General features: G+C 52.4%; 22 protein-coding genes and 1 tRNA gene. 9 read left to right on the top strand and 14 right to left on the bottom strand.

The annotated features are described in order from the left end of the window. Positions 1 to 7 precede the first annotated feature (7 nt). Together ACNQ6O_RS07430 and gloB are read right to left on the bottom strand one after the other, a co-directional pair. The gene (locus ACNQ6O_RS07430; protein WP_418052609.1) at positions 8 to 1,702 is read right to left on the bottom strand and encodes a LysM peptidoglycan-binding domain-containing protein; all 1,695 of its coding nucleotides are present in this window, start codon (positions 1,700 to 1,702) and stop codon (positions 8 to 10) included. Positions 1,703 to 1,879: 177 nt separating this feature from the next. Continuing rightward, the gene (gloB, locus tag ACNQ6O_RS07425; protein WP_418053357.1) at positions 1,880 to 2,674 is read right to left on the bottom strand and encodes a hydroxyacylglutathione hydrolase; all 795 of its coding nucleotides are present in this window, start codon (positions 2,672 to 2,674) and stop codon (positions 1,880 to 1,882) included. 102 nt (positions 2,675 to 2,776) lie between these two features. Between gloB and ACNQ6O_RS07420 the strand changes: the two genes are divergently transcribed. From ACNQ6O_RS07420 to ACNQ6O_RS07405, 4 genes are all read left to right on the top strand, one after another. Continuing rightward, complete coding sequence (locus ACNQ6O_RS07420) at positions 2,777 to 3,577, top strand: class I SAM-dependent methyltransferase (RefSeq protein ID WP_418052608.1); 801 nt, start codon at positions 2,777 to 2,779, stop codon at positions 3,575 to 3,577. After that, complete coding sequence (rnhA, locus tag ACNQ6O_RS07415; protein ID WP_418052607.1) at positions 3,577 to 4,020, top strand: ribonuclease HI; 444 nt, start codon at positions 3,577 to 3,579, stop codon at positions 4,018 to 4,020. The genes ACNQ6O_RS07420 and rnhA overlap by 1 nt, the downstream gene beginning before the upstream one ends. Before the next feature lie 41 nt (positions 4,021 to 4,061). Beyond that, positions 4,062 to 4,772: a DNA polymerase III subunit epsilon gene (gene dnaQ, locus ACNQ6O_RS07410; protein ID WP_418052606.1), complete on the top strand. Its 711-nt coding sequence runs from the start codon at positions 4,062 to 4,064 to the stop codon at positions 4,770 to 4,772. Between the two features lie 154 nt (positions 4,773 to 4,926). Next, a complete protein-coding gene (locus tag ACNQ6O_RS07405; RefSeq protein WP_418052605.1) occupies positions 4,927 to 6,633 on the top strand; it encodes a chemotaxis protein in 1,707 nt (568 codons plus the stop codon). Positions 6,634 to 6,709: 76 nt separating this feature from the next. Here the strand turns inward: ACNQ6O_RS07405 and ACNQ6O_RS07400 are convergent, their stop codons facing one another. Beyond that, positions 6,710 to 7,024: an SCP2 sterol-binding domain-containing protein gene (locus ACNQ6O_RS07400; RefSeq protein WP_418052604.1), complete on the bottom strand. Its 315-nt coding sequence runs from the start codon at positions 7,022 to 7,024 to the stop codon at positions 6,710 to 6,712. A gap of 231 nt (positions 7,025 to 7,255) precedes the next feature. Here ACNQ6O_RS07400 and sohB point away from each other — a divergent pair, with 231 nt between their 5' ends. After that, positions 7,256 to 8,308, top strand: a complete 1,053-nt coding sequence (gene sohB, locus ACNQ6O_RS07395; RefSeq protein ID WP_418052603.1) for a protease SohB — start codon at positions 7,256 to 7,258, stop codon at positions 8,306 to 8,308. A 69-nt stretch (positions 8,309 to 8,377) separates the two neighbouring features. On the opposite strand, the gene ACNQ6O_RS07390 is transcribed toward sohB, so the two are convergent. From ACNQ6O_RS07390 to metH, 4 genes are all read right to left on the bottom strand, one after another. Further along, the gene (locus tag ACNQ6O_RS07390) at positions 8,378 to 8,884 is read right to left on the bottom strand and encodes a DUF934 domain-containing protein (RefSeq protein WP_418052602.1); all 507 of its coding nucleotides are present in this window, start codon (positions 8,882 to 8,884) and stop codon (positions 8,378 to 8,380) included. Next, complete coding sequence (locus tag ACNQ6O_RS07385; protein ID WP_418052601.1) at positions 8,877 to 10,529, bottom strand: nitrite/sulfite reductase; 1,653 nt, start codon at positions 10,527 to 10,529, stop codon at positions 8,877 to 8,879. The genes ACNQ6O_RS07390 and ACNQ6O_RS07385 overlap by 8 nt, the downstream gene beginning before the upstream one ends. Before the next feature lie 348 nt (positions 10,530 to 10,877). Next, the gene (locus ACNQ6O_RS07380; RefSeq protein ID WP_418052600.1) at positions 10,878 to 11,114 is read right to left on the bottom strand and encodes a DUF2970 domain-containing protein; all 237 of its coding nucleotides are present in this window, start codon (positions 11,112 to 11,114) and stop codon (positions 10,878 to 10,880) included. Positions 11,115 to 11,128: 14 nt separating this feature from the next. Then, complete coding sequence (gene metH, locus ACNQ6O_RS07375; RefSeq protein WP_418052599.1) at positions 11,129 to 14,827, bottom strand: methionine synthase; 3,699 nt, start codon at positions 14,825 to 14,827, stop codon at positions 11,129 to 11,131. 241 nt (positions 14,828 to 15,068) lie between these two features. Here metH and nfuA point away from each other — a divergent pair, with 241 nt between their 5' ends. The 3 genes from nfuA (at position 15,069) to ACNQ6O_RS07360 (ending at position 17,483) form a co-directional block, all read left to right on the top strand. Next, positions 15,069 to 15,656: a Fe-S biogenesis protein NfuA gene (gene nfuA, locus ACNQ6O_RS07370; RefSeq protein WP_418052598.1), complete on the top strand. Its 588-nt coding sequence runs from the start codon at positions 15,069 to 15,071 to the stop codon at positions 15,654 to 15,656. 215 nt (positions 15,657 to 15,871) lie between these two features. Continuing rightward, the gene (locus ACNQ6O_RS07365) at positions 15,872 to 17,086 is read left to right on the top strand and encodes a DUF445 domain-containing protein (protein WP_418052597.1); all 1,215 of its coding nucleotides are present in this window, start codon (positions 15,872 to 15,874) and stop codon (positions 17,084 to 17,086) included. 16 nt (positions 17,087 to 17,102) lie between these two features. Next, a complete protein-coding gene (locus ACNQ6O_RS07360) occupies positions 17,103 to 17,483 on the top strand; it encodes a hypothetical protein (RefSeq protein WP_418052596.1) in 381 nt (126 codons plus the stop codon). Here the strand turns inward: ACNQ6O_RS07360 and ACNQ6O_RS07355 are convergent. The 5 genes from ACNQ6O_RS07355 to ACNQ6O_RS07335 all read right to left on the bottom strand — a co-directional run bounded on the left by ACNQ6O_RS07355 (position 17,478) and on the right by ACNQ6O_RS07335 (position 19,698). After that, complete coding sequence (locus tag ACNQ6O_RS07355; RefSeq protein WP_418052595.1) at positions 17,478 to 17,804, bottom strand: TusE/DsrC/DsvC family sulfur relay protein; 327 nt, start codon at positions 17,802 to 17,804, stop codon at positions 17,478 to 17,480. The two genes, ACNQ6O_RS07360 and ACNQ6O_RS07355, sit on opposite strands and share 6 nt — an antisense overlap. A gap of 2 nt (positions 17,805 to 17,806) precedes the next feature. Next, on the bottom strand, positions 17,807 to 18,100 hold the full coding sequence (gene tusB / locus ACNQ6O_RS07350) for a sulfurtransferase complex subunit TusB (RefSeq protein WP_418052594.1): 294 nt from the start codon (positions 18,098 to 18,100) through the stop codon (positions 17,807 to 17,809). Between the two features lie 12 nt (positions 18,101 to 18,112). Beyond that, positions 18,113 to 18,463 (bottom strand): DsrE family protein, encoded by a 351-nt coding sequence (locus tag ACNQ6O_RS07345; protein ID WP_418052593.1) that lies wholly within the window; start codon positions 18,461 to 18,463, stop codon positions 18,113 to 18,115. 1 nt (position 18,464) lies between these two features. Further along, positions 18,465 to 18,875: a sulfurtransferase complex subunit TusD gene (gene tusD / locus ACNQ6O_RS07340; RefSeq protein ID WP_418052592.1), complete on the bottom strand. Its 411-nt coding sequence runs from the start codon at positions 18,873 to 18,875 to the stop codon at positions 18,465 to 18,467. A gap of 103 nt (positions 18,876 to 18,978) precedes the next feature. Then, positions 18,979 to 19,698: a Bax inhibitor-1/YccA family protein gene (locus ACNQ6O_RS07335; protein ID WP_418052591.1), complete on the bottom strand. Its 720-nt coding sequence runs from the start codon at positions 19,696 to 19,698 to the stop codon at positions 18,979 to 18,981. A gap of 290 nt (positions 19,699 to 19,988) precedes the next feature. Here ACNQ6O_RS07335 and ACNQ6O_RS07330 point away from each other — a divergent pair. Further along, positions 19,989 to 20,079, top strand: a tRNA-Ser gene (locus ACNQ6O_RS07330). 169 nt (positions 20,080 to 20,248) lie between these two features. On the opposite strand, the gene gap is transcribed toward ACNQ6O_RS07330, so the two are convergent. Both gap and glpD read right to left on the bottom strand, forming a co-directional pair. Beyond that, entirely contained in the window at positions 20,249 to 21,253 is a 1,005-nt protein-coding gene (gene gap / locus ACNQ6O_RS07325; RefSeq protein ID WP_418052590.1) for a type I glyceraldehyde-3-phosphate dehydrogenase, read from the bottom strand. Between the two features lie 78 nt (positions 21,254 to 21,331). After that, positions 21,332 to 22,849, bottom strand: coding sequence for a glycerol-3-phosphate dehydrogenase (gene glpD / locus ACNQ6O_RS07320; protein ID WP_418052589.1), 1,518 nt, complete (start codon positions 22,847 to 22,849; stop codon positions 21,332 to 21,334). Positions 22,850 to 22,890: the final 41 nt, after the last annotated feature.

Raw genomic sequence — 22,890 nt, 5'->3', positions numbered from 1 at the left:
TCGCACGTTATGGGCTGTTTCTTATGTCAACGTAGAGTACCAGACTTTGGCCAGGTTGCAGATAACGGTTGGTATTAAGATCGTTCCATGATGCGATATCTCGCACATTCACGGAGAATCGGGAGGCGATCGTAGACAAAGAATCGCCTTTACGCACTCGATACCCAACTTTGCGGACCATGGCTTTGCTTCTGGCGTTACTTGCGACGGTCTTTGGCTGCTTGACCTTACTCCAGATCACCAGTTCCCGGCCGGGATGGAGTGGGTCCCCCGGCGCCATGCCATTCCATGCGGCAACCTCTCGTACACTCACCCGGTGTTCCCGGGCAATGTCCCAGAATGTATCGCCCCTGCGAACCGTATAGCGCACTTTATTGCCTGAACGTTTCCGCTCCTGCTTGCGCTCGACCCGCTGTGACTGACTCAAAGCATAGGCTTCAGAGCCCTTGGTAGAAGAGGGGATTAGCAGTTGCTGACCGATACGAATCATATCGCCATTCAGTTTGTTCACCTGGCGTATAACGGACGTGGTGGTGGAGAACCGACGAGCGATGCTTCCGAGGTTATCGCCTTTGGATACTTTATAGTTCTCCCAAGAAACCCGTTGTTCAGCGGGGAATTTCGCCAACGCAGTACGGAATGTTTCAGCGTTTTGAGTGGGCACCAAGAGTCGGTGTGGACCATCGGGGTTGGTCGCCCACCGGTTGTATGAAGGGTTCAGCAGGTAAATTTCATCGATGTCGACGCCTGCAAGCTTGGCTGCTTGCGCGAGATCCAGTTGTGAACCCGTCTCAACCACTTCGAAATAGGGTTCGTTCTTCAATTCCGGTAAGACAATGCCGTAGGCATCCGGATTGTCGATGATCTTTGCCAGTGCCAGCAACTTGGGTACGTAATGCCGGGTTTCTTTTGGCAAACGCAGAGACCAATAGTCCGTGGGTTTGCCGGCCTTGCGGTTTCGGCGCATCGCACTTGAAACTGTGCCGCCACCGGAGTTATAGGCAGCCAGTGCCAGCGTGAAGTCACCGTCGAAACGGTTGGCCAGTCGATCCAGGTAGGTCAGCGCCGCATCGGTAGAAGTCAGTAAATCCCGTCGATCATCATGCCACCAGCTTTGTGTCAGGCCGAAGTATTTACCAGTAGAAGGTATAAACTGCCAAAGCCCTGCCGCGCGCCCATGGGAGTACGCGAAAGGGTCAAACGCGCTTTCTACCACTGGTAGCAGGGCAAGTTCTGTCGGCAAGCCGCGAGCTTCGGCTTCACTCAGGATGTGGTGCAGGTATCGAGCGCCCCTTTCGGTCACACGTTGAATATAGCGTGGGTTGCGGGCATACCAGTCGAGCTGCGCTTGCATCCGGGGATTGTCGATCGAGTGATCCATTGCAAAGCCTGCACGCATGCGGCTCCACATATCATTCTCATCAAGTTCGTCAGAACTGGAAGATTTAGGCTCGTCCAGCTTCTTGCGGGCTTCTTTGGCTTTAGCTTTCAATTGCGAAGATATGGCGTCGTCTAACGGAGCATTTGTGGCGATATCTTGGTCGGAATCGATAGCAGCGATCAATTCGTCGTCGCCTTGAGCAACGACAACACGTTCGGATTCAAGCGGGCTATTGTGCCAACTGTCGAATAAGGGGTTGCTGCTGCACCCTGCTGTTAAGGATGTCGTGAGCAAAACCAACGAAAGGCGATTAACCGGCATAAATAGGGTTCCGGGAGGTTGCGCCGGGTATGAGTGACAAGCCCCCGGCGTAAATAAAAATGCGATGTTACAAACAAAGTTCGTGCAAGATTCTATGGGACGGGTTTTGAGGCGGTCAAGACGCATGATGTTACGGCTTTGAGAGGTCTTGTTACCCCGCCTCATAGCCGTTTCAGGTCAGAAGTGATCCTTTCCATGCCGGATGGCCGCAAATACCTCGGCCGGTTTTGTTACCGGTAAGCCTTTTTCAGCGCCATAGGCTTCAGCAGCTCGGACAACCGCTGGATCATCCCAGCGCAGGAACAGATTTAACGCTTTCTCGTTTTTAAGGCTAGAAGGCACGGTCGGTTTTCCCGCTTGGCGCAGTTCGAAGCATTTCTGCTCGAATTGGATCAATCCTGCATCTTCTGGCAGCCAATGGCGGGCAAAGCGAAGGTTGGCAAGTGTGTATTCGTGGGCGCAGTAGATTGCCGTGCTATCCGGTAAGGCACGCAAAGAGTTCAACGACCCGTGCATTTGTGCCGGGGTGCCCTCGAACAACCGTCCACATCCGCCAATGAACAGGGTGTCACCACAGAACAATACTGGCGCGCCATTAACCTCAGTCTCAGTAAAATAAACGATGTGATCCAGCGTGTGGCCCGGGGTCGCCAGAATGTGAAAACTTATCGTTTGCCATTCGATGTTATCGCCATGGCACACCGTTTCTGTCACATTAGTGAAGGGTGATCCTTCAGGGCCGACGATTCTGACGGTCGGGTCGCCTTCGATTAGCTTGGCAATCCCGCCGGTGTGGTCCGGGTGATGATGGGTCACCAAAATGGTGTCGAGTGTCAGGCCGGCCTGTTCCAGGTAATCCGTGACCGGTTGAGCCTGCCCCGGGTCTACCACAAGAGCTTTACCTGCCTCTGTATCTGCAAGGCACCAGATGTAGTTGTCTGAAAACGCCGGAATAGGGTAAATACTAAACATCATGACCACATGTGCTTGATGGATGTGACTGTTATGATAAAGCAACAGCGCGCCTATCCCAAGGTATCCGATGTCAGGGCCGCAGGATTAGAGGGATGAACGGTGAAAGACTCTAGGCCGGTTGATTTCGCAGTACGACATGAAAGCTTTGAAGTCTGGTTTCAGAGCCCGCTCGGGCGTGCTTTGTTAGCCAGTCAGCGGTGTGTGCTTGATAGAGAATTAAGCAGCCTCACTGGCGCGCGACAGTTACAGATTGGCTTGAGTCACAGGTTGCCGTTGGCCAGCGGCACGGATTTTGTGCAGCGTATTATTACGACGCCAAGCTGGAGCCCGAATATGCCCGACGGCGTGGCGGTTTGCGATTCGGATGAGTTGCCGTTCCCTGCCGAGTCTGTCGATTTAGCCATTCTTCATCATGCTGCCGACTTCTCCAAAGATCCTCACCAAGTGCTTAGAGAGGCTGCAAGAGTGTTGCGTGGGGAGGGCGTGATGGCCTTGGTCGGCTTTAATCCCTTGGGCCTATGGGGAGCCCGCAAGTTGATCTCCCGGCAACATCAGGGGCCTTGGGGTGGTCGATTTTTGATGCGGTCACGAATGGAAGACTGGCTCCGGTTGCTTGGCTTTACCGTTGAATCCTCTGCCACGTATTTCAGCCAGCTCCCGATTCAGAAACGCAGCAGTTCTGTAGCCACTCGAATGCCTTCCGGCAAAGCCAACATTATTCCCGTTGGTGCCTATTACTGTATCCTTGCGCGCAAACGGGTGCCGGCGCCCATTCAGCGGCGCGTAAATTGGCGAAAGAGTAAAGTCATTACGCTCCCCGGTGCGGTAGGCGCGTCGAGGGATTGTGTGAACAGAGTGCCCGGAAAACTCGATACCAGTAATCATTCACCGGAGTTCTAATGGTAGGCAAAGTAGTGATGTACACCGATGGTGCGTGCAAAGGTAATCCAGGCCCGGGTGGTTGGGGGGTGGTTTTGCGTTATGGCGGATCCGAGAAAAAAATGCACGGCGGTGAGCGCGAAACAACCAATAACCGCATGGAGCTGATGGCCGCCATTCAGGGCCTTAAAGCTTTGAATCGCGCCTGCGATGTCGAACTGTACACAGACTCCCAGTACGTCCGCAAAGGGATCACTGAGTGGATGACTGGGTGGAAGCGCAACGGCTGGAAAACCTCAGCTAAAAAGCCGGTTAAGAATTCAGATTTGTGGAAGGAGCTGGACGTGGAATCCGCACGTCATAACGTGAACTGGCATTGGGTTAAGGGCCACGCGGGCGACCCCGGGAACGAGTTGGCGGATGAACTTGCCAACTTGGGTGTCGAAACAGTGATGAGTTGCTAAAGAAATAGAAGCACGAAACGATGTTCTCCGGAAGGTAATGCATGAGACAGATTGTACTGGATACAGAAACCACGGGCATTGATCCCAACGCCGGGCACCGGATTATCGAGATCGGTTGTGTTGAAGTTATTGAGCGTAAGCTGACGGGGCGCAACTACCACGTATACATCAATCCGGAGCGGGAAGTTGAGGCCGAAGCCATTACCGTTCACGGCATCACCAACGAATTTTTGCAGGACAAGCCGAAATTTGCAGAAATCGCGGACGAATTCTTTGCGTTTATTGAAGGTGCCGAGTTGGTTATTCATAACGCGGCGTTTGACGTTGGCTTCATGGATGCCGAGTTCGCTCGTGTTAAGCCGGTACGAAAAACCGCTGATCATTGCGGCATTGTTGATACCTTGGCCATTGCGCGAAAGAAACACCCCGGGCAAAAGAACAATCTGGATGCGCTTTGTAAACGCTACGGGGTAGATAACTCGAATCGAGAGCTTCACGGCGCGTTATTGGATGCCGAGATCCTGGCTGACGTCTACCTGTTGATGACGGGTGGTCAAACTGCGCTTTCTTTGGACGCAGGCTCCGGTGAAGAGGGGGGGGCAATAGGCGTGCGGAGACTTTCATCTACACGAGCTCGCTTGCCCGTTATTGAAGCCACTAACGACGAAATCAACGCACACAATGAAATGATGGACAGGATCGAAAAGAAGGCGGGGCAGACGGTCTGGAGCAAACTTGAAGCCTCAGAGTGAGATCTGCATCTAACTGTACTAATTGTTACATTTCAGATTTCTTGAGCTACTTGAATTTTATGTTATAAGTAATGATAAGTTCCCGGGTTTTTCGCGAATTGATATTGTTCATGCACAGGAAGCGGTCGTCTCCGCAACGTAACAGGAAGCGTTTATGGTCCAATCGTCTCTTGCGACGAAATCGCAGTCGTTTGATCTGGTTAAAGGTGAAATTGAGCAGACCATCAAACAAGCGGAATCGAGCCTTGAACGCTTTCAGGAAAATCGGGAAAGTGGGGAAGACCTGCAGAACTGTGTCGACTATCTGAACCAGCTTCGCGGTATTTTTCTGCTGGTTGAACTTCGTGGTGGAACGTTAATTTGTCAGGAAGCAGTGGGCCTGGCGAACGATGTCCCTGTGGGTGCCAACGACGACAAAAACATCTTGCTGACGACCCTGAACAGCGCTCTATTTACCTTGCGTCGCTATGTCGAGTACTACCATCAGCAACGCATTGACCACCCGGAATTATTGCTCCCCGTTATTAACGACTTGCGCGAAGCCCGGAAGGAAAAACCGTACCCCGAATCGTGCTTTTTTGACGTGGATGTGCGTCAACGCCCCGATTTTTGCTGCGATGTGGCGCTCCGCCCCAGCGTAGAAGATGATACCGAATACGAAGTGTTGGCGCGGCGTATGCGCCTAACGTTTCAGGTCGCTTTGTTGAGCATACTCCGAGAGCAGAACGAAGATGTCAGTAAAAAGCTGATTGCTCGCGCGGCTCGTGGTTTCGCTCGACTTTGCCAAGGCGCGCCAATGGGGCAGATGTGGTGCCTTCTTGCTATTGCAGCGGATGCCATGCTTGATCGGGCGATGGGATTCAGTAAAGCTCGTAAGCGCTTGTTGATGCGTTTGGAGCGTTACACCCGTGAAATCGTGTATGTGGGCAAAGTTGCAACCGCAAAAGATGCGCCAGATTCGATTGTAAAAGATCTGCTGTACTTGCTCTATCGAAGCGGGTCTTCGAATCCGGAAATTGTCAAGGTGCTGCAAAGCTACAAGCTGCTTCCTTCAGATTTTCCCGACTCCATGATGGAAGCGCATTCTCGTAGGCTCTACGGCCCGGGAAGCGATGTCTTGAAGTCCTTGTCTGATGCATTGCTGGAAGAGTTGAATCAGCTCAAAGACAAGCTCGACATCATTGAGCGGGGCATCGAGCCAGACTTGGCTGAGTTATCCTCCATTGCGGATGCCCTGGAGCGGCTTGCCAATACTTTAGTTATGCTCGACCTCAATCGCTTGGCAAGCATTTCCCGCGGCGAAGCTTGCAAGCTTCGTCAGTGGGAGACGGAGAATCGTTTGCCCGCTGAAGACGAGCTTTATCAGCTGGCGGATTCAGTTCTGGGCGTAGAAGATGCGGTTATGCAAATTGTAACCCGTGGCATTACGTCTGAGACCGACGCGCTGGCGGGCGCGAATAGCCGAACCGAAGAATCGGTGTACCTCCAAGAAGCTATCTGGGTGGTTACCGAAGAGGCGCGGGGCGCTTTAACATTGGCGAAGCGTGCGATTACCGCATTCATTGAATCCGATTACGACAAGTTACACCTTGCCAACCTGCCCGGTACGCTGCGCAGTATATGGGGTGGGCTCATCATGGTGAGTGATCCTGCAGCGGCCAGTGTCATTGCAAGAGTTGCAGATTCCATTCAGGGCGAGCTTCTGGACGCGAAAGAAGCGCCATCGAGCTCTGTCTTGGAAGCGCTGGCAGATGCGCTTACGTCGCTGGAATATTACATCGAGAGCGTTGGGCGGCGGGAAGAGAGTAATGTCGGGCTGCTCAACTTGGCGGAGTCTTCATTGGCAGACGTCGGTTTATAAGGCTGTTAAGCCAAACAACAGACATAAAAAAACCTGCGATCTACGCAGGTTTTTTTATGGAACTTTCGATAAGGGCTTAGCCCATGTCGAACAGTTCACCCAGCTTGGTAGCCAGCATCATGTCGCCTTCGGCGCGCAGCTGACCAGCCATGAATGCTTGCATGCCGTCAGTTTCGCCAGAAACGATGCCTTCCAGAGTTTCGGAGTTCATGATCAGGGTAACAGAAGGATCTTCGTGAGCGCCTTCGTTCAACTTGCAAGAGCCGTCGTTGATTTCCAGGTTGTAAGTCTTGTCGTCTTCGATATCAAACTGGAACACCAGGTCCAAGCCCTGTGCTGCGTCTGCGTTGAAGTTCTTTTCCAGCTTCTCAAAAATCTGTTCTACAGACATTAGTTATACCCTTTTTGGTGATTGTCTTATCTTACAGTGGCGGATCAACAACCCGAGCGCAACTGACTCTGTAGTAGCTGGGTATCGCCGACCTCAGTATTCGACTTTATGGTTACGGCAGGAGCATGTCAAGCTTGATCGAACGCTTGTTTTAATTTGATTCGGGCTTATCAGTTAAGGTGCGACAGAGTACACTCTGGGGTTTGCATAAAGCGCACTGGAGACTGAATTTTGGAATTCATTAGTGATTACGGATTGTTTCTTGCAAAGGTTGCAACCTTCGTTGTGGCGGCGATTATTTTGGCCGCGGTTATTATGTCCGCAAGCAAGCATAGTGATTCGGACGATGACGAAGGCGAACTGAAGGTACGAAAACTTAACGACAAATACCGAAACCTGAAAGAGTCGATTCAGGCCAAGTTGATGTCGGATGACGAATACAAGGCTTGGAACAAACAAAAGAAGAAAGAAGATAAAGCAAAGAAAAAAGCTGCCAAAAACAAAGCGGATGATGAAAGCGAAGCGAAATCGCGTATCTATGTGATCGACTTCGACGGTGACATCAAGGCCAGTGATACCGACACGCTTCGCCGTTCCGTAACCGCTGTCCTGAGCGTTGCAGACCCCGAAAAGGACGAAGTAGTTGTCCGCCTTGAGAGCGGTGGCGGCCTGGTTCATGCCTACGGCTTGGCATCAGCTCAATTAGACCGCATTCGGAGCAAAGGACTGTCATTGACAGCCTGCGTTGATAAAGTCGCAGCCAGTGGCGGCTACATGATGGCTTGCGTGGCCGATAAAATCATTGCGTCTCCGTTTGCCGTCATCGGTTCCATCGGCGTAGTTGCTCAACTACCGAACTTCCATCGTTTGCTTGAGAAAAATAACGTCGATTTTGAAGTGCTGACCGCGGGTGAACACAAACGCACGCTCACCATGTTTGGTGAAAACACCGAAAAAGGCCGGCAGAAGTTTCTGGAAGACTTGGAAGACACCCACGGCCTGTTTAAAGAATACGTAAGCGAGCGTAGGCCGAATCTTGATATCCAAGCTGTTGCTAATGGTGACATCTGGTTTGGTAAGCGTGCCCTGGACGTAAAACTCATCGACGAAATCAAAACCTCCGATGAATACCTCATCGAAGCCTGTGATCGTGCTGAAGTGGTTTCAGTATCGTTCCAGCAAAAGCGGACACTGGCTGAGAAGATCGGAATTGCGACCAGCACGGCGCTGGAGCGTTCCGTGTGGAAAGTATTGAGTGCTTTCAGGAATCAGAAGATTCAATAGCAGGTGAGGCAAGTAGAGGTGCCAACCAAATAGTTGGCACCTGCTCACTTCGTACAGTCTGTAGGCAGCTTAAGAAGCCCTGCGCCGGAACAGCGGCACGTCGTTATCCACGGCAGCCTGATAAGTTTCAGAGAAGAAGTTCAGGCAACGTGCTGCCTTGGTAATGTCCTTATCGGCGCGAAGCACATAAGAATCAAACCCGCAGCGTTTCATGAATTGAAGCTGGTCTAGCAGCACATCACCGATAGCCCGCATTTCGCCTGTGTAACCGAACCTCTGGCGCAGAAGGCGGCCAATGCTGTAACCGCGGCCATCCACAAAGCGCGGAAAGTTCACCGCAATCAACTGCAGCTCGTTCACCTTGCCTTCAAGCAGCTCAGGCTCGTCATGGCTGTCGAACCAGACACCGATGTCTGCTCGACCCGCATAATGCTCATAGCCTGCAAGCCACAGATCCGCTGGAATCAATGCCGGTTGGCCCTCTGGAATGTCCAGAGAGTCACCCTCGGCAGGGCGGGCAACCACTACCCAGTTGTCGTTACGAATAGTGCCGTCAGCGGCAATAACATCAGGCATAAACCCGCTCCTTGAATGGATCCAAACCAACCCGGCGATAAGTGTCGAGGAAAGTCTCTTCTTCAGTTCGTTTCTCAACGAACACATCAATGATCTTGGAAACCACGTCTGGCATATCTTCCCGAGCAAACGACGGCCCAAGAATCTTGCCGATATTGGCGTCGTGCTGAGATGATCCGCCGAGGCTGACCTGATAGAACTCCGCGCCTTTCTTGTCGACACCCAGGATACCGATGTGGCCTACATGGTGGTGGCCACAGGCGTTCATGCAACCTGAAATGTTCAAGTCGATGGGGCCCAGATCATAGAGATAATCCAAGTCATCGAACCGGCGCTGAATGGCATCTGCAACTGGAATCGACTTAGCGTTTGCCAGTGCGCAGTAGTCGCCGCCGGGGCAGCAAATCATGTCCGTCAGGGTGTTCAGGTTCGCAGTGGCAAAGCCCATGCCTGTAATGGCTTGCCAAAGCTCGAACAAACGATCTTGGCGGACATCGGCCAGCACCATGTTCTGTTCGTGGGTCGCGCGCGCTTCACCGAAGCTGTATTCGTCTGCCAGGTCAGCGATCTGCTCAAGTTGGCGGTCAGTCATATCGCCAGGCGGCGTGCCGGTCTTCTTGAGAGTCAGTGTGACGATGGCATAGCCCGGCTTTTTGTGTTCATTGACGTTGTGCGTTAACCAACGGTCAAACTCTTTGTTCTCGAATCGACGCTGACTCAGTTCTTCGGTGGCATCTTCCAAGGCTTCATAAGCAGGCTCGGTGAAGTAACCCTTAACTCGGTCGATCTCTTTCTGAGTCAGTCGGGTAGGGGAGTTTTTAATGTGCTCCCACTCGGCTTCAACTTTTTCGGCAAACGTGGCCGGGCTCAAGGCCTTTACCAAAATTTTGATGCGCGCTTTGAACTTGTTGTCACGGCGACCGTAGCGGTTATACACCCGTACCACGGCTTCCAGATAGGTCAGAAGATCCATTTCCGGAAGGAACTCACGAATCACGGGGCTGACCATCGGAGTACGGCCCAGGCCGCCGCCCACGTGAACCTTGAAGCCCAAGTCACCTTGGTCGTTCCGGACCAGCTGCAGGCCAATGTCGTGAACCTGAATAGCCGCGCGGTCGGTGTGTTCGGAAGCGTTCACCGCAATTTTGAATTTACGAGGCAGAAACGCAAATTCCGGGTGGAACGTTGACCACTGACGGATAATCTCGCAGTAAGGGCGCGGGTCGGCAATTTCGTCTTTTTGTACGCCGGAGAACTGATCCGTTGTGGTGTTTCGAATGCAGTTACCGCTGGTCTGGTTTGCATGCATTTCAACTTCGGCCAGCTCGGCGAGAATGTCGGGTACGTCTTCAAGACGCGGCCAGTTGAGCTGTATGTTCGTACGCGTGGTGACGTGGGCGTAGCCTTTGTCGTAATCGCGAGTAATTCTGGCCAGACGGCGCAGTTGCTCGGAACGGAGCATGCCGTAGGGCACACAGATTCGTAGCATAGGTGCGAGGCGCTGGACATAAAGACCGTTCTGTAGGCGAAGAGGGAGAAATTCCTCTTCTAAAAGTTCACCTGCCAAGGCGCGCTCGGTCTGGTCCCTGAACTGGGCGACGCGCTCTGCGGCAATTTTTCGGTCGTGTTCATCATAAACGTACATAGTGGAACGTCCTGCCTGCTAACATCAGAAGCTAATAGTTATGGCGGCAATTTTACATTGCGCCTTATTCCTGATGTGAAGGATACCAGCGAGTTTTTATTCTCAAAACGATTATTTCAAAATATCTTTATCGATTCAGGTGATAAGGGCGATCATCGAGCTGGACGAATGTCAGTTATCTGCTTTAATTTCAGCAGCAACCCGATAAAAAACAAAAGAGTTATACGAATGAGGTGCACATGAAGCAGTCAGAACGTTCCGACAGTGTCGTAGATTCAATGGCCGCAATAGCCTTGGTTGTTCTTGTGGTGGGGTTTGCCGTGCTGTGGGTGTCAGGCCAATAAATCGCTATTGGCCCGAAAGTACCAGATTGACGACCAACATCAGGCCGCCCACAAATAGCCCAGTGAAGACGAGGCCTGCAATAATATAAGGCGCAGGGCTGTGGCTGGAAAAGTCTTCTTGCCGGCGTTTGTTTGACTGTACGCCCAGCGCACCGGCAAGAATGCTTTGTGTAATTTTCAAAACCCCGGGCCCCCGGGGTTTCTCGTTGTCGTTATTTTTGTTTTTAGCAACGTCTGTCATGTGAAGTCCCTGAATTATTCCGCAGGATCGTAAGCCAAGCTTGGCATCAGCCACCGTTCCGCTTCTGCTTTGGAAATGCCTTTACGCTCAGCATAGTCTTCAACCTGGTCAACGCCAATTTTACCGACCGGGAAATACTTCGACTCAGGGTGAGCGAAGTACCAACCAGAGACAGCGGCGGTCGGGAACATGGCGAAGTGTTCGGTCAGTTTAAGGTCGATGTTTTCTGTTGCTTCCAATAGCTTGAACAGTGTCCCTTTCTCGGTGTGATCCGGGCAGGCCGGGTAACCGGGGGCAGGACGAATGCCTCGGTAGCGTTCTTTAATCAGATCCTCGTTGGCCATCTGCTCTTCGTTAGCGTAGCCCCAGAACTCTTTACGAACGCGTTCGTGCATCCTTTCTGCAAATGCCTCAGCCAAGCGGTCGGCCAGTGCTTGCACCATGATGGCGTTGTAGTCATCGTTCTTGTCTTTAAACTCGCGAGAGAATTCATCAGCACCAATGCCGGTTGTAACCGCAAACCCGCCGACATAATCTTCCTTGTGGGAGTCTTCCGGTGCAACGAAGTCCGAGAGTGCCATCATCGGCTTGCCGGGGGCTTTGTCATCCTGTTGGCGCAGGTGGTGCAGGGTAGTGAGCTCTTCGGTGCGAGAGTCATCGGCAAACAGAACAACATCGTCTCCGCGACGACTGGCTGGCCAGAAACCGACCACGGCCCTTGCCGTCACGCGCTTTTGCTCGATCATCTGCTTGAGGATTACCTGGGCATCGTCAAACAGGGTGCGTGCGGCTTCGCCGCGCTTAGGGTCATCGAAAATCGCCGGGTATTTTCCGGAGATATCCCAAGCGATAAAGAAGGGTGTCCAGTCGATGTAATTAACGAGCTCGGCCAAATCGTAATCGTCAAATACGCGAACACCGGTGAATGCCGGGCGTGGCGGCTCATAGTTTTCGAAGTCAATCTCGGGAGCTCGTTCACGAGCTTCTTTCAGTGTAACCAGTTTGGTACGATCACCGCGGTTTTTGCGGCGCTCACGCACTTCGTCGTATTCTTTGCGTGCGGCCTCAACCAGTGCAGGCTTGGCCGTTTTGCTGAGGAGTTGCGAGGCAACGTTCACGCAGCGAGACGCGTCAGAAACATACAGGGCAATGTCGTTTTTATAGTGGGGCTCAATTTTGACTGCAGTGTGCGCTTTGGACGTAGTAGCGCCACCAATCATCAACGGCAGATGGAAGTCCAAGCGCTGCATTTCGCGAGCTACGTGAACCATTTCGTCGAGGGATGGGGTAATCAAGCCGCTCAAGCCGATGATGTCTACGTTTTCTTTCTTGGCGGTTTCCAGAATCTTTTCGCAGGGCACCATAACGCCCAGGTCAATCACTTCGTAGTTGTTGCACTGAAGAACCACGCCGACGATGTTCTTACCAATATCGTGAACGTCTCCTTTTACCGTGGCCATCAGTATTTTACCTTTGGCCTGCTGGTTCTCATCCTTTTCCGCTTCAATGAAGGGGATGAGGTGGGCCACGGCTTGCTTCATCACTCGAGCGCTTTTGACAACTTGGGGCAGGAACATCTTGCCGTCGCCAAACAGATCGCCAACCACGTTCATGCCATCCATGAGCGGGCCTTCAATGACGTGAATTGGGCGGTCGGCCTCAAGGCGGCAGGCTTCGGTGTCCTCGATGATGTAGCTGGTGATGCCTTTAACCAAGGCGTGCTCGAGGCGCTTCTGAACTGGCAGCTCGCGCCACGAAAGATCTTCTTCTTGCGCCTTACCACCTTTGCTTTTGAACTTCTCTGCGGCTTCGAGCAATCGGTCGGTGGAATCGTCCCGGCGGTTAAGAACAACGTCTTCTACGAGTTCCTTCAAGTCAGGCTCGATTTCGTCGTAAATCACCAGCTGACCGGGATTGACGATGCCCATGTTCATGCCGGCTTTGATCGCGTGGTACAGGAACACCGAGTGGATGGCTTCACGAACCGCATCGTTACCCCGGAAAGAGAACGAAACGTTGCTTACGCCGCCAGAAATGGACGCGTGGGGCAGATTCTCTCGAATCCAGCGCGTGGCGTTAATGAAGTCCACGGCGTAATTGTTGTGCTCTTCGATACCGGTTGCGATGGCAAAAATGTTGGGGTCGAAAATGATGTCGCCCGGATTGAAACCTATGTCCACCAGAATGTCGTAGGAGCGCTTACAGATTTCGGTTTTCCGCTCAAAGGTATCGGCCTGACCGTCCTCGTCGAAGGCCATCACTACAACTGCAGCGCCGTAGCGCATACAGTCACGGGCTTGTTTGATGAACTTTTCTTCGCCTTCTTTCAAGCTGATGGAGTTGACCACCGCTTTGCCCTGAATGCAGCGCAGGCCTGCTTCAATGACGTCCCACTTGGAGGAGTCGATCATGATGGGCACTCGTGAGATATCGGGCTCCGAGGCCACCAGATTCAAGAAAGTGACCATCACTTCCTTCGAATCCAACATGCCTTCGTCCATGTTGATGTCGATGATCTGGGCACCGTTCTCAACCTGGTCGCGGGCAACGCTTAACGCTTCTTCGTATTGCTCTTCTTTGATCAAGCGCAGGAACCGCTTGGAGCCGGTAACGTTGGTACGCTCACCCACGTTGATGAACAACGTGTTTTCATCACCGGTAAAGGGCTCAAGGCCGGATAGGCGCAAAGCCTTCGGGCGGTCTGGTATCTTCCGCGGCGGGTATTTTGAAACCGCATTTACAATGGCTTCGATATGCTCAGGTTGTGAGCCGCAGCAGCCACCAATGATGTTCAGGAAGCCGTCGCGGGCAAATCCTTCGATGATGTCTGCCATCTCTTCCGGGGTTTGGTCGTATTCGCCAAACTCATTGGGCAGGCCCGCATTGGGGTGGGCGGATACGTAGGTTTCGGCTTTGTTGGCCAGCTCTTCTACGTAGGGGCGCAACGCGTCTGCACCCAATGCACAGTTAAGGCCGACAGAAATTGGTTTGGCGTGCGCGATGGAATTGTAGAAGGCTTCGGTGGTTTGGCCTGACAAGGTTCGACCAGAGGCATCGGTAATGGTGCCGGAAATCATGATCGGCAGCTCGATGCCGCTATCTTCAAAGAACTGCTGAGTGGCGTAGATCGCTGCCTTGGCGTTCAAGGTGTCGAAGATGGTTTCGATCAGGATAATGTCTGATCCGCCTTCAACCAAGCCGGACACTGCCTCGTAATAGTTATCGACCAGGATCTGGAAGTCGACGTTGCGAAAGCCCGGGTTGTTTACATCGGGTGATAGTGATGCTGTGCGGGACGTGGGGCCCACTGCGCCAGCCACAAAGCGTGGCTTATTTGGAGTTTTTACCGTGTATTCGTCAGCAATTTTACGCGCAATCTTGGCCGCTTCTACGTTGAGTTCGCGGGCGAGCGACTCCATGCCGTAATCGGCTTGAGAAAGTTGCGTTGAGTTGAAGGTGTTGGTCTCGATGATGTCTGCGCCAGCGTCCAGATATTCCGCGTGAATATTGCGGAGCAGGGCGGGTTGGGTCAGATTCAACAGGTCGTTGTTGCCCTGAACATCGTTGGCAAAATCTTTAAACCGATCGCCTCGAAAGTCGGCTTCGTCCAGTTTCTGGTTCTGGATCATGGTACCCATGGCGCCATCGAGAACCAGAATACGTTCTTTAAGGGCGAGATGGAGCTGTTCCAGACGGCTGCTGCGATCGGTCATAGGTAAATCTTCCGGGGTCATGAATAACATCTAGTAAATGTCGTGCCGCGGGATCATAGCAAAAATGCAACAGAAGGTCTTAGTACAGATGATCATTATCAAGTGACTGAAAATTAGGAGGGAGAAGGGTGTGAATAAGGGAAATTAGTTACGTGTAGAATGCCTGACTGTTTTACTTGGTCTTTCAACTTTGAGCCAACTCTCTTAAAATGGAAGCTACATTTGAAAACAGGTAGGAAGCATGGCCGTGGTAACTGTGACAGATTCCGCACGAGATTATCTCGCAAGCTTGATAGAAAAGCAGGATGTTGAAGGCATGGGGGTTCGCATTTTTGTAACCCAGCCGGGTACACGAAATGCGGAAACGTGTCTGGCTTATTGCCCGCCAAATGAGGTGGTGCCGACGGATGAAGCCAAAGACTTGGAAAAGTTCATGCTTTATCTGGACCACAACTCCGTACCGTTTCTGGAAGATGCTTTCGTCGATTATTCGAAAGATCAGATGGGCGGCCAGCTGACCATTAAAGCGCCGAACGCGAAAGTCCCTCAGGTTTCTGACGATGCACCGTTGCCGGAGCGTGTTCAGTACGTGCTGGCGTCTGAGATCAATCCGAACCTTGCGGCCCACGGCGGTGACGTGTCGTTGGTTGAAATCGTTGAAGAGTCAGTGGCGGTGCTGAAATTTGGTGGCGGTTGTCAGGGCTGCTCTGCGGTCAGTCTGACTCTCAAGCAGGGCGTCGAGAAAACGCTGAAAGAGCGTGTGCCAGAGATCACAGCCGTTCGTGACGTAACAGATCACACGCAAACCGAAAACGCTTATTACCAGTAAGACCCGCCACACGTAATTGCGTTTCCCGCCTTGGGCAGGTGGTGGTATTAGACGCCGCCTGCCGGTATCACCTCTTACCGCTGGCAATGCGGCCAATGTGACCCTTGCCCAATTGCTTCATCATTTGTCATATAAATGGATGTTTAGTGCGGTATTTTGCCGGTTCACACGAACAATAACCCGCGGTGCAGCGGGGATGATGCTTGGGGTCACGCTTGTCTGATTACTTTCTTCTATTGGTGCCTGTAGTGGCTGCATTTGTCGGGTGGTTCACCAATTGGCTCGCCATACAAATGTCGTTCTATCCCGTTCAGTTTGTGGGGGTTGGCCCCTTCGGTTGGCAGGGCGTGATACCGCGCAAAGCGGAAAAAATGGCCCACATTTGTATCGATCAAACGCTCCAGCAGTTCGGTGATTTGAACTCAGTCTATCAGAAGCTGGAGCCGCACAAGATTGTTGAGCATGTGGTTAATCTGGTTTCTCCGAGACTAGACGAATACATCGACTCAATGATGTATGAAGTTCAGCCCGTTCTATGGGACAACCTACCGCTTTTCGTACGTTCCAGAATTTATCAGTGGGCCCGTCAACAGCTGCCTTCTCGGATTGAAGAGTTGGTTGATGACATTGGCGATGATCTGGACGGCCTTGTTGATCTGAAAGCTTTATTAAGCCGGCAGTTGCAAGCACACCCGGACTTGATGAACCGGATATTTAAAGAAGCGGGCGCAGTTGAGTTGAGGTCGGTGGTGAATCGGGGTGGGGTGATTGGCGGGATGCTTGGTGCCGCTTTGGTGCCGCTTTGGGTCCGGTATCCGGAACCATGGGCCTTGCCCGTGGGTGGCTTCTTGATCGGCTTTATAACCAACTGGCTTGCGATTAACTTCATCTTTTCACCACTGCGTCCGCGCCGATTCTTGTTCTGGAAGATTCAGGGGGTGTTTCTGCGCCGTCAGGATGAGATCAGTGATGTGTGGGCGCGCTTGGTGGCTGAAGAGTTGATCACCATCGAACAAGTAGCCAATGCCATGGTTAACGGTGATCAGGCAGGTCGAACCCGTGCAATCATTCAAAAACATCTTCGGCCGATGCTGGACGAATCTCTGGTATTGAAAGTGGCGGCTCAGGTCAGCGTGGGGATGGCAGGCTATACCGATTTGAAGCGTGTTATGAATGATAAGGCCGTCATTGCTACGAAGGATGTCTTTGCCGACCCAGCGTTTAAAAAGGAGCGAGCCCCGGCTGTGGCAGCGGTGCTCTCTGAGCAAATGAAAGCATTGAAGCCCGAAGAGTTTCAGGACATCTTACGTCCGGCATTTCGTGAAGAAGAGCTCCAACTGATGGTTGTTGGCGGCATTTTCGGCGCTGGGGCAGGGTTCGTTCAGTTGTTGGGGGCGACGTATTTGCCCATGATCTCCTTTAGTATCTAAGGCAGGAAGTTTAATTATGTCGATATGGGTACAGGTTGCTATTCAGGTATTCGTCACGGTTGTCGCCGTGGTGTGCGTTTTAGCTGGTTTCTGGTACGTGATCGTGCGCCCTTGGCTGTCGCAAAAGGTGCAAGAGCTTATTGACGCATTGGAAGAGATTGAGCCCCGAGTCACGCGAGGAGTGCACAAGGGCGTGATGGATGCAGCCCGTAAAGCCCCTCAAAGTGCATGGGAAGGAGCGACCAAGGAACCAGCCAGGCAAGTTATAAAGTTTGGCTCCGGCTTGTTTGAGAATGGCTTAAGCAGCTTTTTAGGTGGAGTTGCTGACGGCCAGAAGTCCGAAGCTAATGAGGATGAAGGTAAGTCCGGCACCGGCGAGCGCCAGCACCGCTCATAGGCAGTTTGTGGGTCTAGGTAAGCCGGCTATTTTGCAGGCGGTTTTTGCTGGAGTGCCCGGAAACAGCTTCATCAAGTAAATGCTGTTTCCTTTCTCTTCGCCCAGTGCGTCCTTTACGGCCTTCACGAAAAGCCGGTTCGAGGGTGGTGACATTTCATGTGCGCTGTAAAATTCCCTCAGAAACTCTATGATTTCCCAGTGATTTTCGTTGAGGGTGATGTCGTCTTCGGCTGCGATCGTAGTCGCAGCCTTGGGCGTCCAGTCGGTAGCGTCTTCCAGAAAACCTTCGTTATTTCTTTCGGGTAGATTTGAGTTGCTCATGTTTACCAACTGATTATCTTTTCGTGATTTGCCGTTAGCTGCACCAGCCCATCGTAATCGATCGTTTTGATGTCTCCGCATGTGCTCTCGAGCGCTCTGGCTTCAATGTCTGCTGCAAGAGCAAAGACTTGGCAAGGGGGCTCCGGCTGGGTGCCAGCAGCCGCAAGTACGCCGTTTTCGATCAACACCAAGGTGTCCGCGGGAACCAGCACCTGCATGCAGGTGTTGTACCTTGGGTGCTCAGGAGATTTGTTCAAAATATGGAGCGTAGGGTGGCTCGATGCGTTGCCAGTCATAATCTCTGCTCCTTAGCCTGCGAATACCACTTGGTTGTGGCTGCTCAATACGTCTTGAATGTTATCTGAAAGTTCCACGCCGGACAGCATTGCCGCTTCATCCATTCCATAGTGCTGGCAGGCGTGCTTGTCGGCAATCAATGCTTCTATTCCGAACAGGGGAGCGGCAGACAGATTTTTTTCTGCAGACTTCTGGCCTACACCGCTAGGTTGCTGACCTTTACGGAGCCAATTAACACCTGCACCCGTGAACAGCATCGCCGCAGGCTGATCAAAAGCGGCTAGCGAAAAGGCCATATCCAGCGCTTCCCGTCCCACCCAAGAGCCATAGGGTGCCTGATCGATCACGATAAGAGTGGTCACGTCAGCTTCCCCCATGGAAGTAGATGGTTTGATTGGAGGTCAGGTTGCCTTCTACCCATTCACCCAGCCCAGCAATCTCGAACGGTGAGCGAAGATTGTTGGCGGACAGTTCGTAGCGAGCCTGTTCTGTTTCGTCCACAAGGCCCCGGCGCAAGGCAGAGGCAATGCAGGCAGCAGCGGGTATCCCATATTCCTCGAGGAAGAGTGCCCACTCGTGCGGCCAGTGCATTTCATCGGAGGGGGGAGAGCTCAGGTTGGAGGCGAGGTGCACACCTTCTCCGTAGAGGAATACGCGGTCGATTCTGTGCCCGGCCGAGAGGGCTGCTCTCGCGAACATCAAGGCGGTTTGCGGTGCCTGAGTGGTCCATGGGGCGCCTGTGATAACCAGCGTATAAGCAATCGAATTCGGCATGTGTCAGAGTTCTGGTAGTGGGTAGATGCAGGTTATGAGTGTACCTAAAGCAGAAACCCCGGCAAAGCGCCGGGGTTTCTGTAGGCTGGTTCAGTTTGCTGAATCAGTCTTCGCCAGTGAAGGCGCCAATCAGGTGCAACAAGCTGACGAACAGGTTGTAAATGTTCAGGTACAGCCCGGTTGTTGCCATGATGTAGTTGGTTTCACCACCGTTTACGATACGGCTGGTATCGTAAAGGATGAAGCCAGACATCAGGAATACGATAGCTGCGCTCATCGCCAGACTAAAAGCAGTTACCTGAACGCCGAACAAGCTGGCGACAAAGGCGCCAAGCATACCAACGATAACCACCATCATGCCTGCGACCAGCATGCCGCGCATGAAGCTGAAGTCTTTCTTGGTGGTCAGCACGTAGCCTGACAGCCCCAAAAAGACAACAGCGGTGCCGCCCAGTGCCTGCATAACGATCTGGCTGCCGTTAGCAAACTGAAGGTAGTGCATCAGAATCGGGCCAAGTGAAAGGCCTAAGAGTCCTGTGAAGGCGAAAACGACACCAATGCCAGCTGCGCTGTTGGCTGTTCTCGGAAGAACAAGCCATACCAGTGCCAGTGCGCCCAAGCTGCAAACGAGGCTTGCGCCTTGGCTCAAGCCAACGCTCATGGAAACACCCGCCATGACAGCACTGAACAGAAGTGTCATAGCCAGTAGGGTGTAAGTGTTGCGTAGAACCTTGGTTGCTTCCGGGCTGATGGCGCCCGTAGCGCTGCCGCGAGCGACTTGAATGCCACCCTGGCTTTGAACGTTGTATTGCCTGTTATCCATTCTCGTCTCCGAATTTATCAAACGGCGGGGAGGGCAGGCTGATCTCGCCTTGCTTGTTCCCTCTAACCTAAAGCCCATAATAAGGTTGTATGCGCAACTTTCAATCATTTAGGACAATAAACACGGCGAAGAAGTTCATTACACTTCGTCCACCTTGGAGGGGTTGATGAAAGTATGAACAACATAAAGAAAATGTTCGAGAATTTTAGGAATTTCGATATAGACCGTTGACAGCATAGGTGATTCCGGTATCATGCACACCGCTGTCGACATGACGGCAAGAACGATGCGGTGGGCTGGCAGAGCGGCTGAATGCACTGGTCTTGAAAACCAGCGAAGGTTAATAGCCTTCCCGGGGTTCGAATCCCTGGCCCACCGCCATTTTTTCTTTTAAGTCCTCTTGAAAACCCCTCCTTGTTTTACCCCCCTTAAGACGGCGCGCTATAGATCTGCTTTGTCGTTTCAGCAACAAACCTATAGGCGCACGTAAAAGAACTGCGTTAATTTCCCGTTGAAAATACCGCTGTTGCAATGCTCGCTTGTCGTTACGTTACCGTGCGGCGTTCATGAGCGCCAGTGTGTTATCCAGCATTCGGTTCGAAAAGCCCCATTCATTGTCGTACCAAGCCATTACTTTCACGTGGCGGCCAATCACCCGCGTATGGCTGGCGTCGAATATGCTCGAATGCGCATCGTGGTTGAAATCCACGCTCACCAGCTTTTCTTCGCAGTAACTCATCACTAAGTTGTTTTTAGCGGCGGCTTTCACGACGGCGTTGATTTCTTCGACTGTCGTGTCGCGACTGGCTATGAATCCAAAATCGACGAGGGACACGTTGATGGTCGGTACTCGAACCGCCAGCCCGTCCAGCTTGCCGTTTAGCTCAGGTATGATCCTGCCGATGGCGGCAGCTGCACCAGTTTGAGTTGGGATCATGGACTGGGTGGCCGAGCGCGCCCGGTAAAGGTCAGGGTGGTATACGTCCGTGAGGTGTTGATCATTGGTGTAGGAGTGAATCGTCGTCATTAAACCACTTTCAATGCCGATGCCTTTGTGCAGCGCTTCTGCCACGGGTGCCAAGCAGTTTGTTGTGCAGGAGGCATTCGAAATGATCTGGTGGTCAGCGCTAAGGGTGTGGTGGTTAACACCATATACGACCATAGCGTCGGCGTCGGCGCTTGGTGCAGAGAGGATTACTTTGCGAGCACCTGCCTTTATATGGTCTGCGGCTTTTTCGCGCTTGGTGAACAGGCCCGTACATTCCAGCACAACATCAACGTCGAGCTCTTTCCAGGGCAGGTCGGCCGGATTGCGGATGGCGGTAATTCTGATGCGGTCACCGTTAACCGTTAATGAGTCAGCGTCATGGCTGACCTCCGCAGAAAAGCGTCCGTGAACACTGTCGTACTTGAGCAAGTGGGCGTTTGTTTCGGCGTCGGCCAGATCGTTAATGGCGACAACCTGAATGTGTTTGCGGTAGTTGTTTTCGTAGAGTGCGCGAAGAGTATTGCGGCCAATGCGGCCGAACCCATTGATTGCAATTCGGATGGTCATGTACTTGCCTCTGAATAGTTGGTTTTATTATTCGGAATCAAACAAGCAATTTGGGGGCGTTCCATGCCCCCTTCATTCTTAATGGTCGACCGTAACTCGCGTACCCTCCGATAGATTAGCGAGATACTGGTCCAATACCTCAGCCTCATTGTCTGTGGCATAAAGCCCTTGTTTGGTACGGCGCCAAAGAATGTCTTCTGAGGTCATGGCCCACTCGTTGCGGACCAAGTAGTTAACCTCTCGTTCATAAAGTGTGCCTAAAAAGTGTTGGCCAAGATCGCTCATCGATGTGCAACCGCTCAGAATGTCATGCGATAAGGTGCCGTAGGTCCGCACGTACCGACTAATAAGGTTGTCTGGAAGCCAGGGGTAGGACTGTTTCAGCGACGCGGCAAGGTTCGGTTGGTTGTCGAAATCTCCGCCCGGAAGCGCCGCCGTTTTAGTCCAGTGACCGCCTGAACCCTTGAAGAAGTTACAAAGCTTGTCAGTAGCCACTTCCGCAAGCTTACGGTAGGTGGTGATCTTGCCGCCGAATACCGAGATCAGAGGGGCCTGGCCTTTTTCATCGCTGACTTCAAAGGTGTAGTCCCGTGAAGCTTTCTGTGCGTTTTCTTCTTCGCCGTCCATCAGAGGGCGAACACCGGAATAGGACCAAACAACGTCAGAGGGTTGCAGCTGCCTCTTGAAGTGATCGTTTACGATATCCAGTAAATAGGTGGTTTCTTCCGGTGAGATTTTTGCTTTTGAAGGATCACCTTCGTATTCAACGTCGGTGGTACCCACCAGCGAAAAGTTGTCCTCATAAGGAATCACAAAGACGATTCGCTCGTCCTCATTTTGCAGGATGTAGGCTTCTTCTTCCTGATTAAGGCGGGGTACAACAATGTGGCTGCCCTTAACCATACGAATCATCTTCGGGGCTGGCATGGATAGCGTCTCTCCGAAAAGTGCGCTAACCCAAGGCCCAGAGGCATTAACGATCGCTTTGGCGGCGATAACCTGTTCCGCGCTTGTGTTGGTGTCTCTAAGCGTAACTTGCCACTGGTCACGTCCACGCTTGGCACTTACGCACTTGGTCCGGGTCATGATGGTTGCACCGGCCTGTTCCGCCTTTTTAGCTGTTAGAACGACCAATCGTGCATCGTCTACCCAACCGTCGGAATATTCGAATCCGCGGGTCATTTCCGGCTTCAGCGGGCCTGAGTCGTCAAAGCGGATCGAGCGCGAGCCTGGCAGCATTTCACGCTTGGCCAAGTGGTCGTAGAGAAATAGGCCGGTGCGAATCATCCAGGCCGGGCGCAAATGAGAGCGATGCGGTAAGCGGAATCTCATCGGCCGCATGATGTGAGGCGAGTTTCGCAGAAGTGACTCCCGTTCAGCCAACGCCTTTTGAACCAGTCGAAACTCGTAATGCTCCAAATAACGGAGCCCGCCGTGGATAAGCTTACTGCTGTTAGAGGAAGTAGCAGAAGCGAGATCATTCATTTCGCACAACAGAACCTTCAAACCGCGCCCGGCGGCATCCATGGCGATTCCGGTACCGTTTATGCCGCCGCCTACGACCACGACGTCATAATGTGGGTGATCTGCTGACATTGTTGATGATCTCCTAAGCCCGTAGATAAAACATAATTCGA

The sequence above is a fragment of the Marinobacter sp. SBS5 genome (genome assembly GCF_048285575.1).
Lineage (GTDB): Bacteria > Pseudomonadota > Gammaproteobacteria > Pseudomonadales > Oleiphilaceae > Marinobacter.
Note: the sequence above shows the minus strand (reverse complement) of the source record. Positions and strands in the feature narration are given on the sequence as shown.

What these genes read in the sequence shown, in the direction of transcription:
- ACNQ6O_RS07430 (WP_418052609.1), bottom strand. Translation starts at nt 1,702, where the DNA reads ATGCCGGTTAATCGCCTTTCGTTGGTTTTGCTCACGACATCCTTAACA.
- gloB (WP_418053357.1), bottom strand. Translation starts at nt 2,674, where the DNA reads ATGTTTAGTATTTACCCTATTCCGGCGTTTTCAGACAACTACATCTGG.
- rnhA (WP_418052607.1), top strand. Translation starts at nt 3,577, where the DNA reads ATGGTAGGCAAAGTAGTGATGTACACCGATGGTGCGTGCAAAGGTAAT.
- dnaQ (WP_418052606.1), top strand. Translation starts at nt 4,062, where the DNA reads ATGAGACAGATTGTACTGGATACAGAAACCACGGGCATTGATCCCAAC.
- ACNQ6O_RS07405 (WP_418052605.1), top strand. Translation starts at nt 4,927, where the DNA reads ATGGTCCAATCGTCTCTTGCGACGAAATCGCAGTCGTTTGATCTGGTT.
- ACNQ6O_RS07400 (WP_418052604.1), bottom strand. Translation starts at nt 7,024, where the DNA reads ATGTCTGTAGAACAGATTTTTGAGAAGCTGGAAAAGAACTTCAACGCA.
- ACNQ6O_RS07390 (WP_418052602.1), bottom strand. Translation starts at nt 8,884, where the DNA reads ATGCCTGATGTTATTGCCGCTGACGGCACTATTCGTAACGACAACTGG.
- ACNQ6O_RS07385 (WP_418052601.1), bottom strand. Translation starts at nt 10,529, where the DNA reads ATGTACGTTTATGATGAACACGACCGAAAAATTGCCGCAGAGCGCGTC.
- ACNQ6O_RS07380 (WP_418052600.1), bottom strand. Translation starts at nt 11,114, where the DNA reads ATGACAGACGTTGCTAAAAACAAAAATAACGACAACGAGAAACCCCGG.
- metH (WP_418052599.1), bottom strand. Translation starts at nt 14,827, where the DNA reads ATGACCGATCGCAGCAGCCGTCTGGAACAGCTCCATCTCGCCCTTAAA.
- nfuA (WP_418052598.1), top strand. Translation starts at nt 15,069, where the DNA reads ATGGCCGTGGTAACTGTGACAGATTCCGCACGAGATTATCTCGCAAGC.
- ACNQ6O_RS07360 (WP_418052596.1), top strand. Translation starts at nt 17,103, where the DNA reads ATGTCGATATGGGTACAGGTTGCTATTCAGGTATTCGTCACGGTTGTC.
- ACNQ6O_RS07355 (WP_418052595.1), bottom strand. Translation starts at nt 17,804, where the DNA reads ATGAGCAACTCAAATCTACCCGAAAGAAATAACGAAGGTTTTCTGGAA.
- tusB (WP_418052594.1), bottom strand. Translation starts at nt 18,100, where the DNA reads ATGACTGGCAACGCATCGAGCCACCCTACGCTCCATATTTTGAACAAA.
- tusD (WP_418052592.1), bottom strand. Translation starts at nt 18,875, where the DNA reads ATGCCGAATTCGATTGCTTATACGCTGGTTATCACAGGCGCCCCATGG.
- ACNQ6O_RS07335 (WP_418052591.1), bottom strand. Translation starts at nt 19,698, where the DNA reads ATGGATAACAGGCAATACAACGTTCAAAGCCAGGGTGGCATTCAAGTC.
- gap (WP_418052590.1), bottom strand. Translation starts at nt 21,253, where the DNA reads ATGACCATCCGAATTGCAATCAATGGGTTCGGCCGCATTGGCCGCAAT.
- glpD (WP_418052589.1), bottom strand. Translation starts at nt 22,849, where the DNA reads ATGTCAGCAGATCACCCACATTATGACGTCGTGGTCGTAGGCGGCGGC.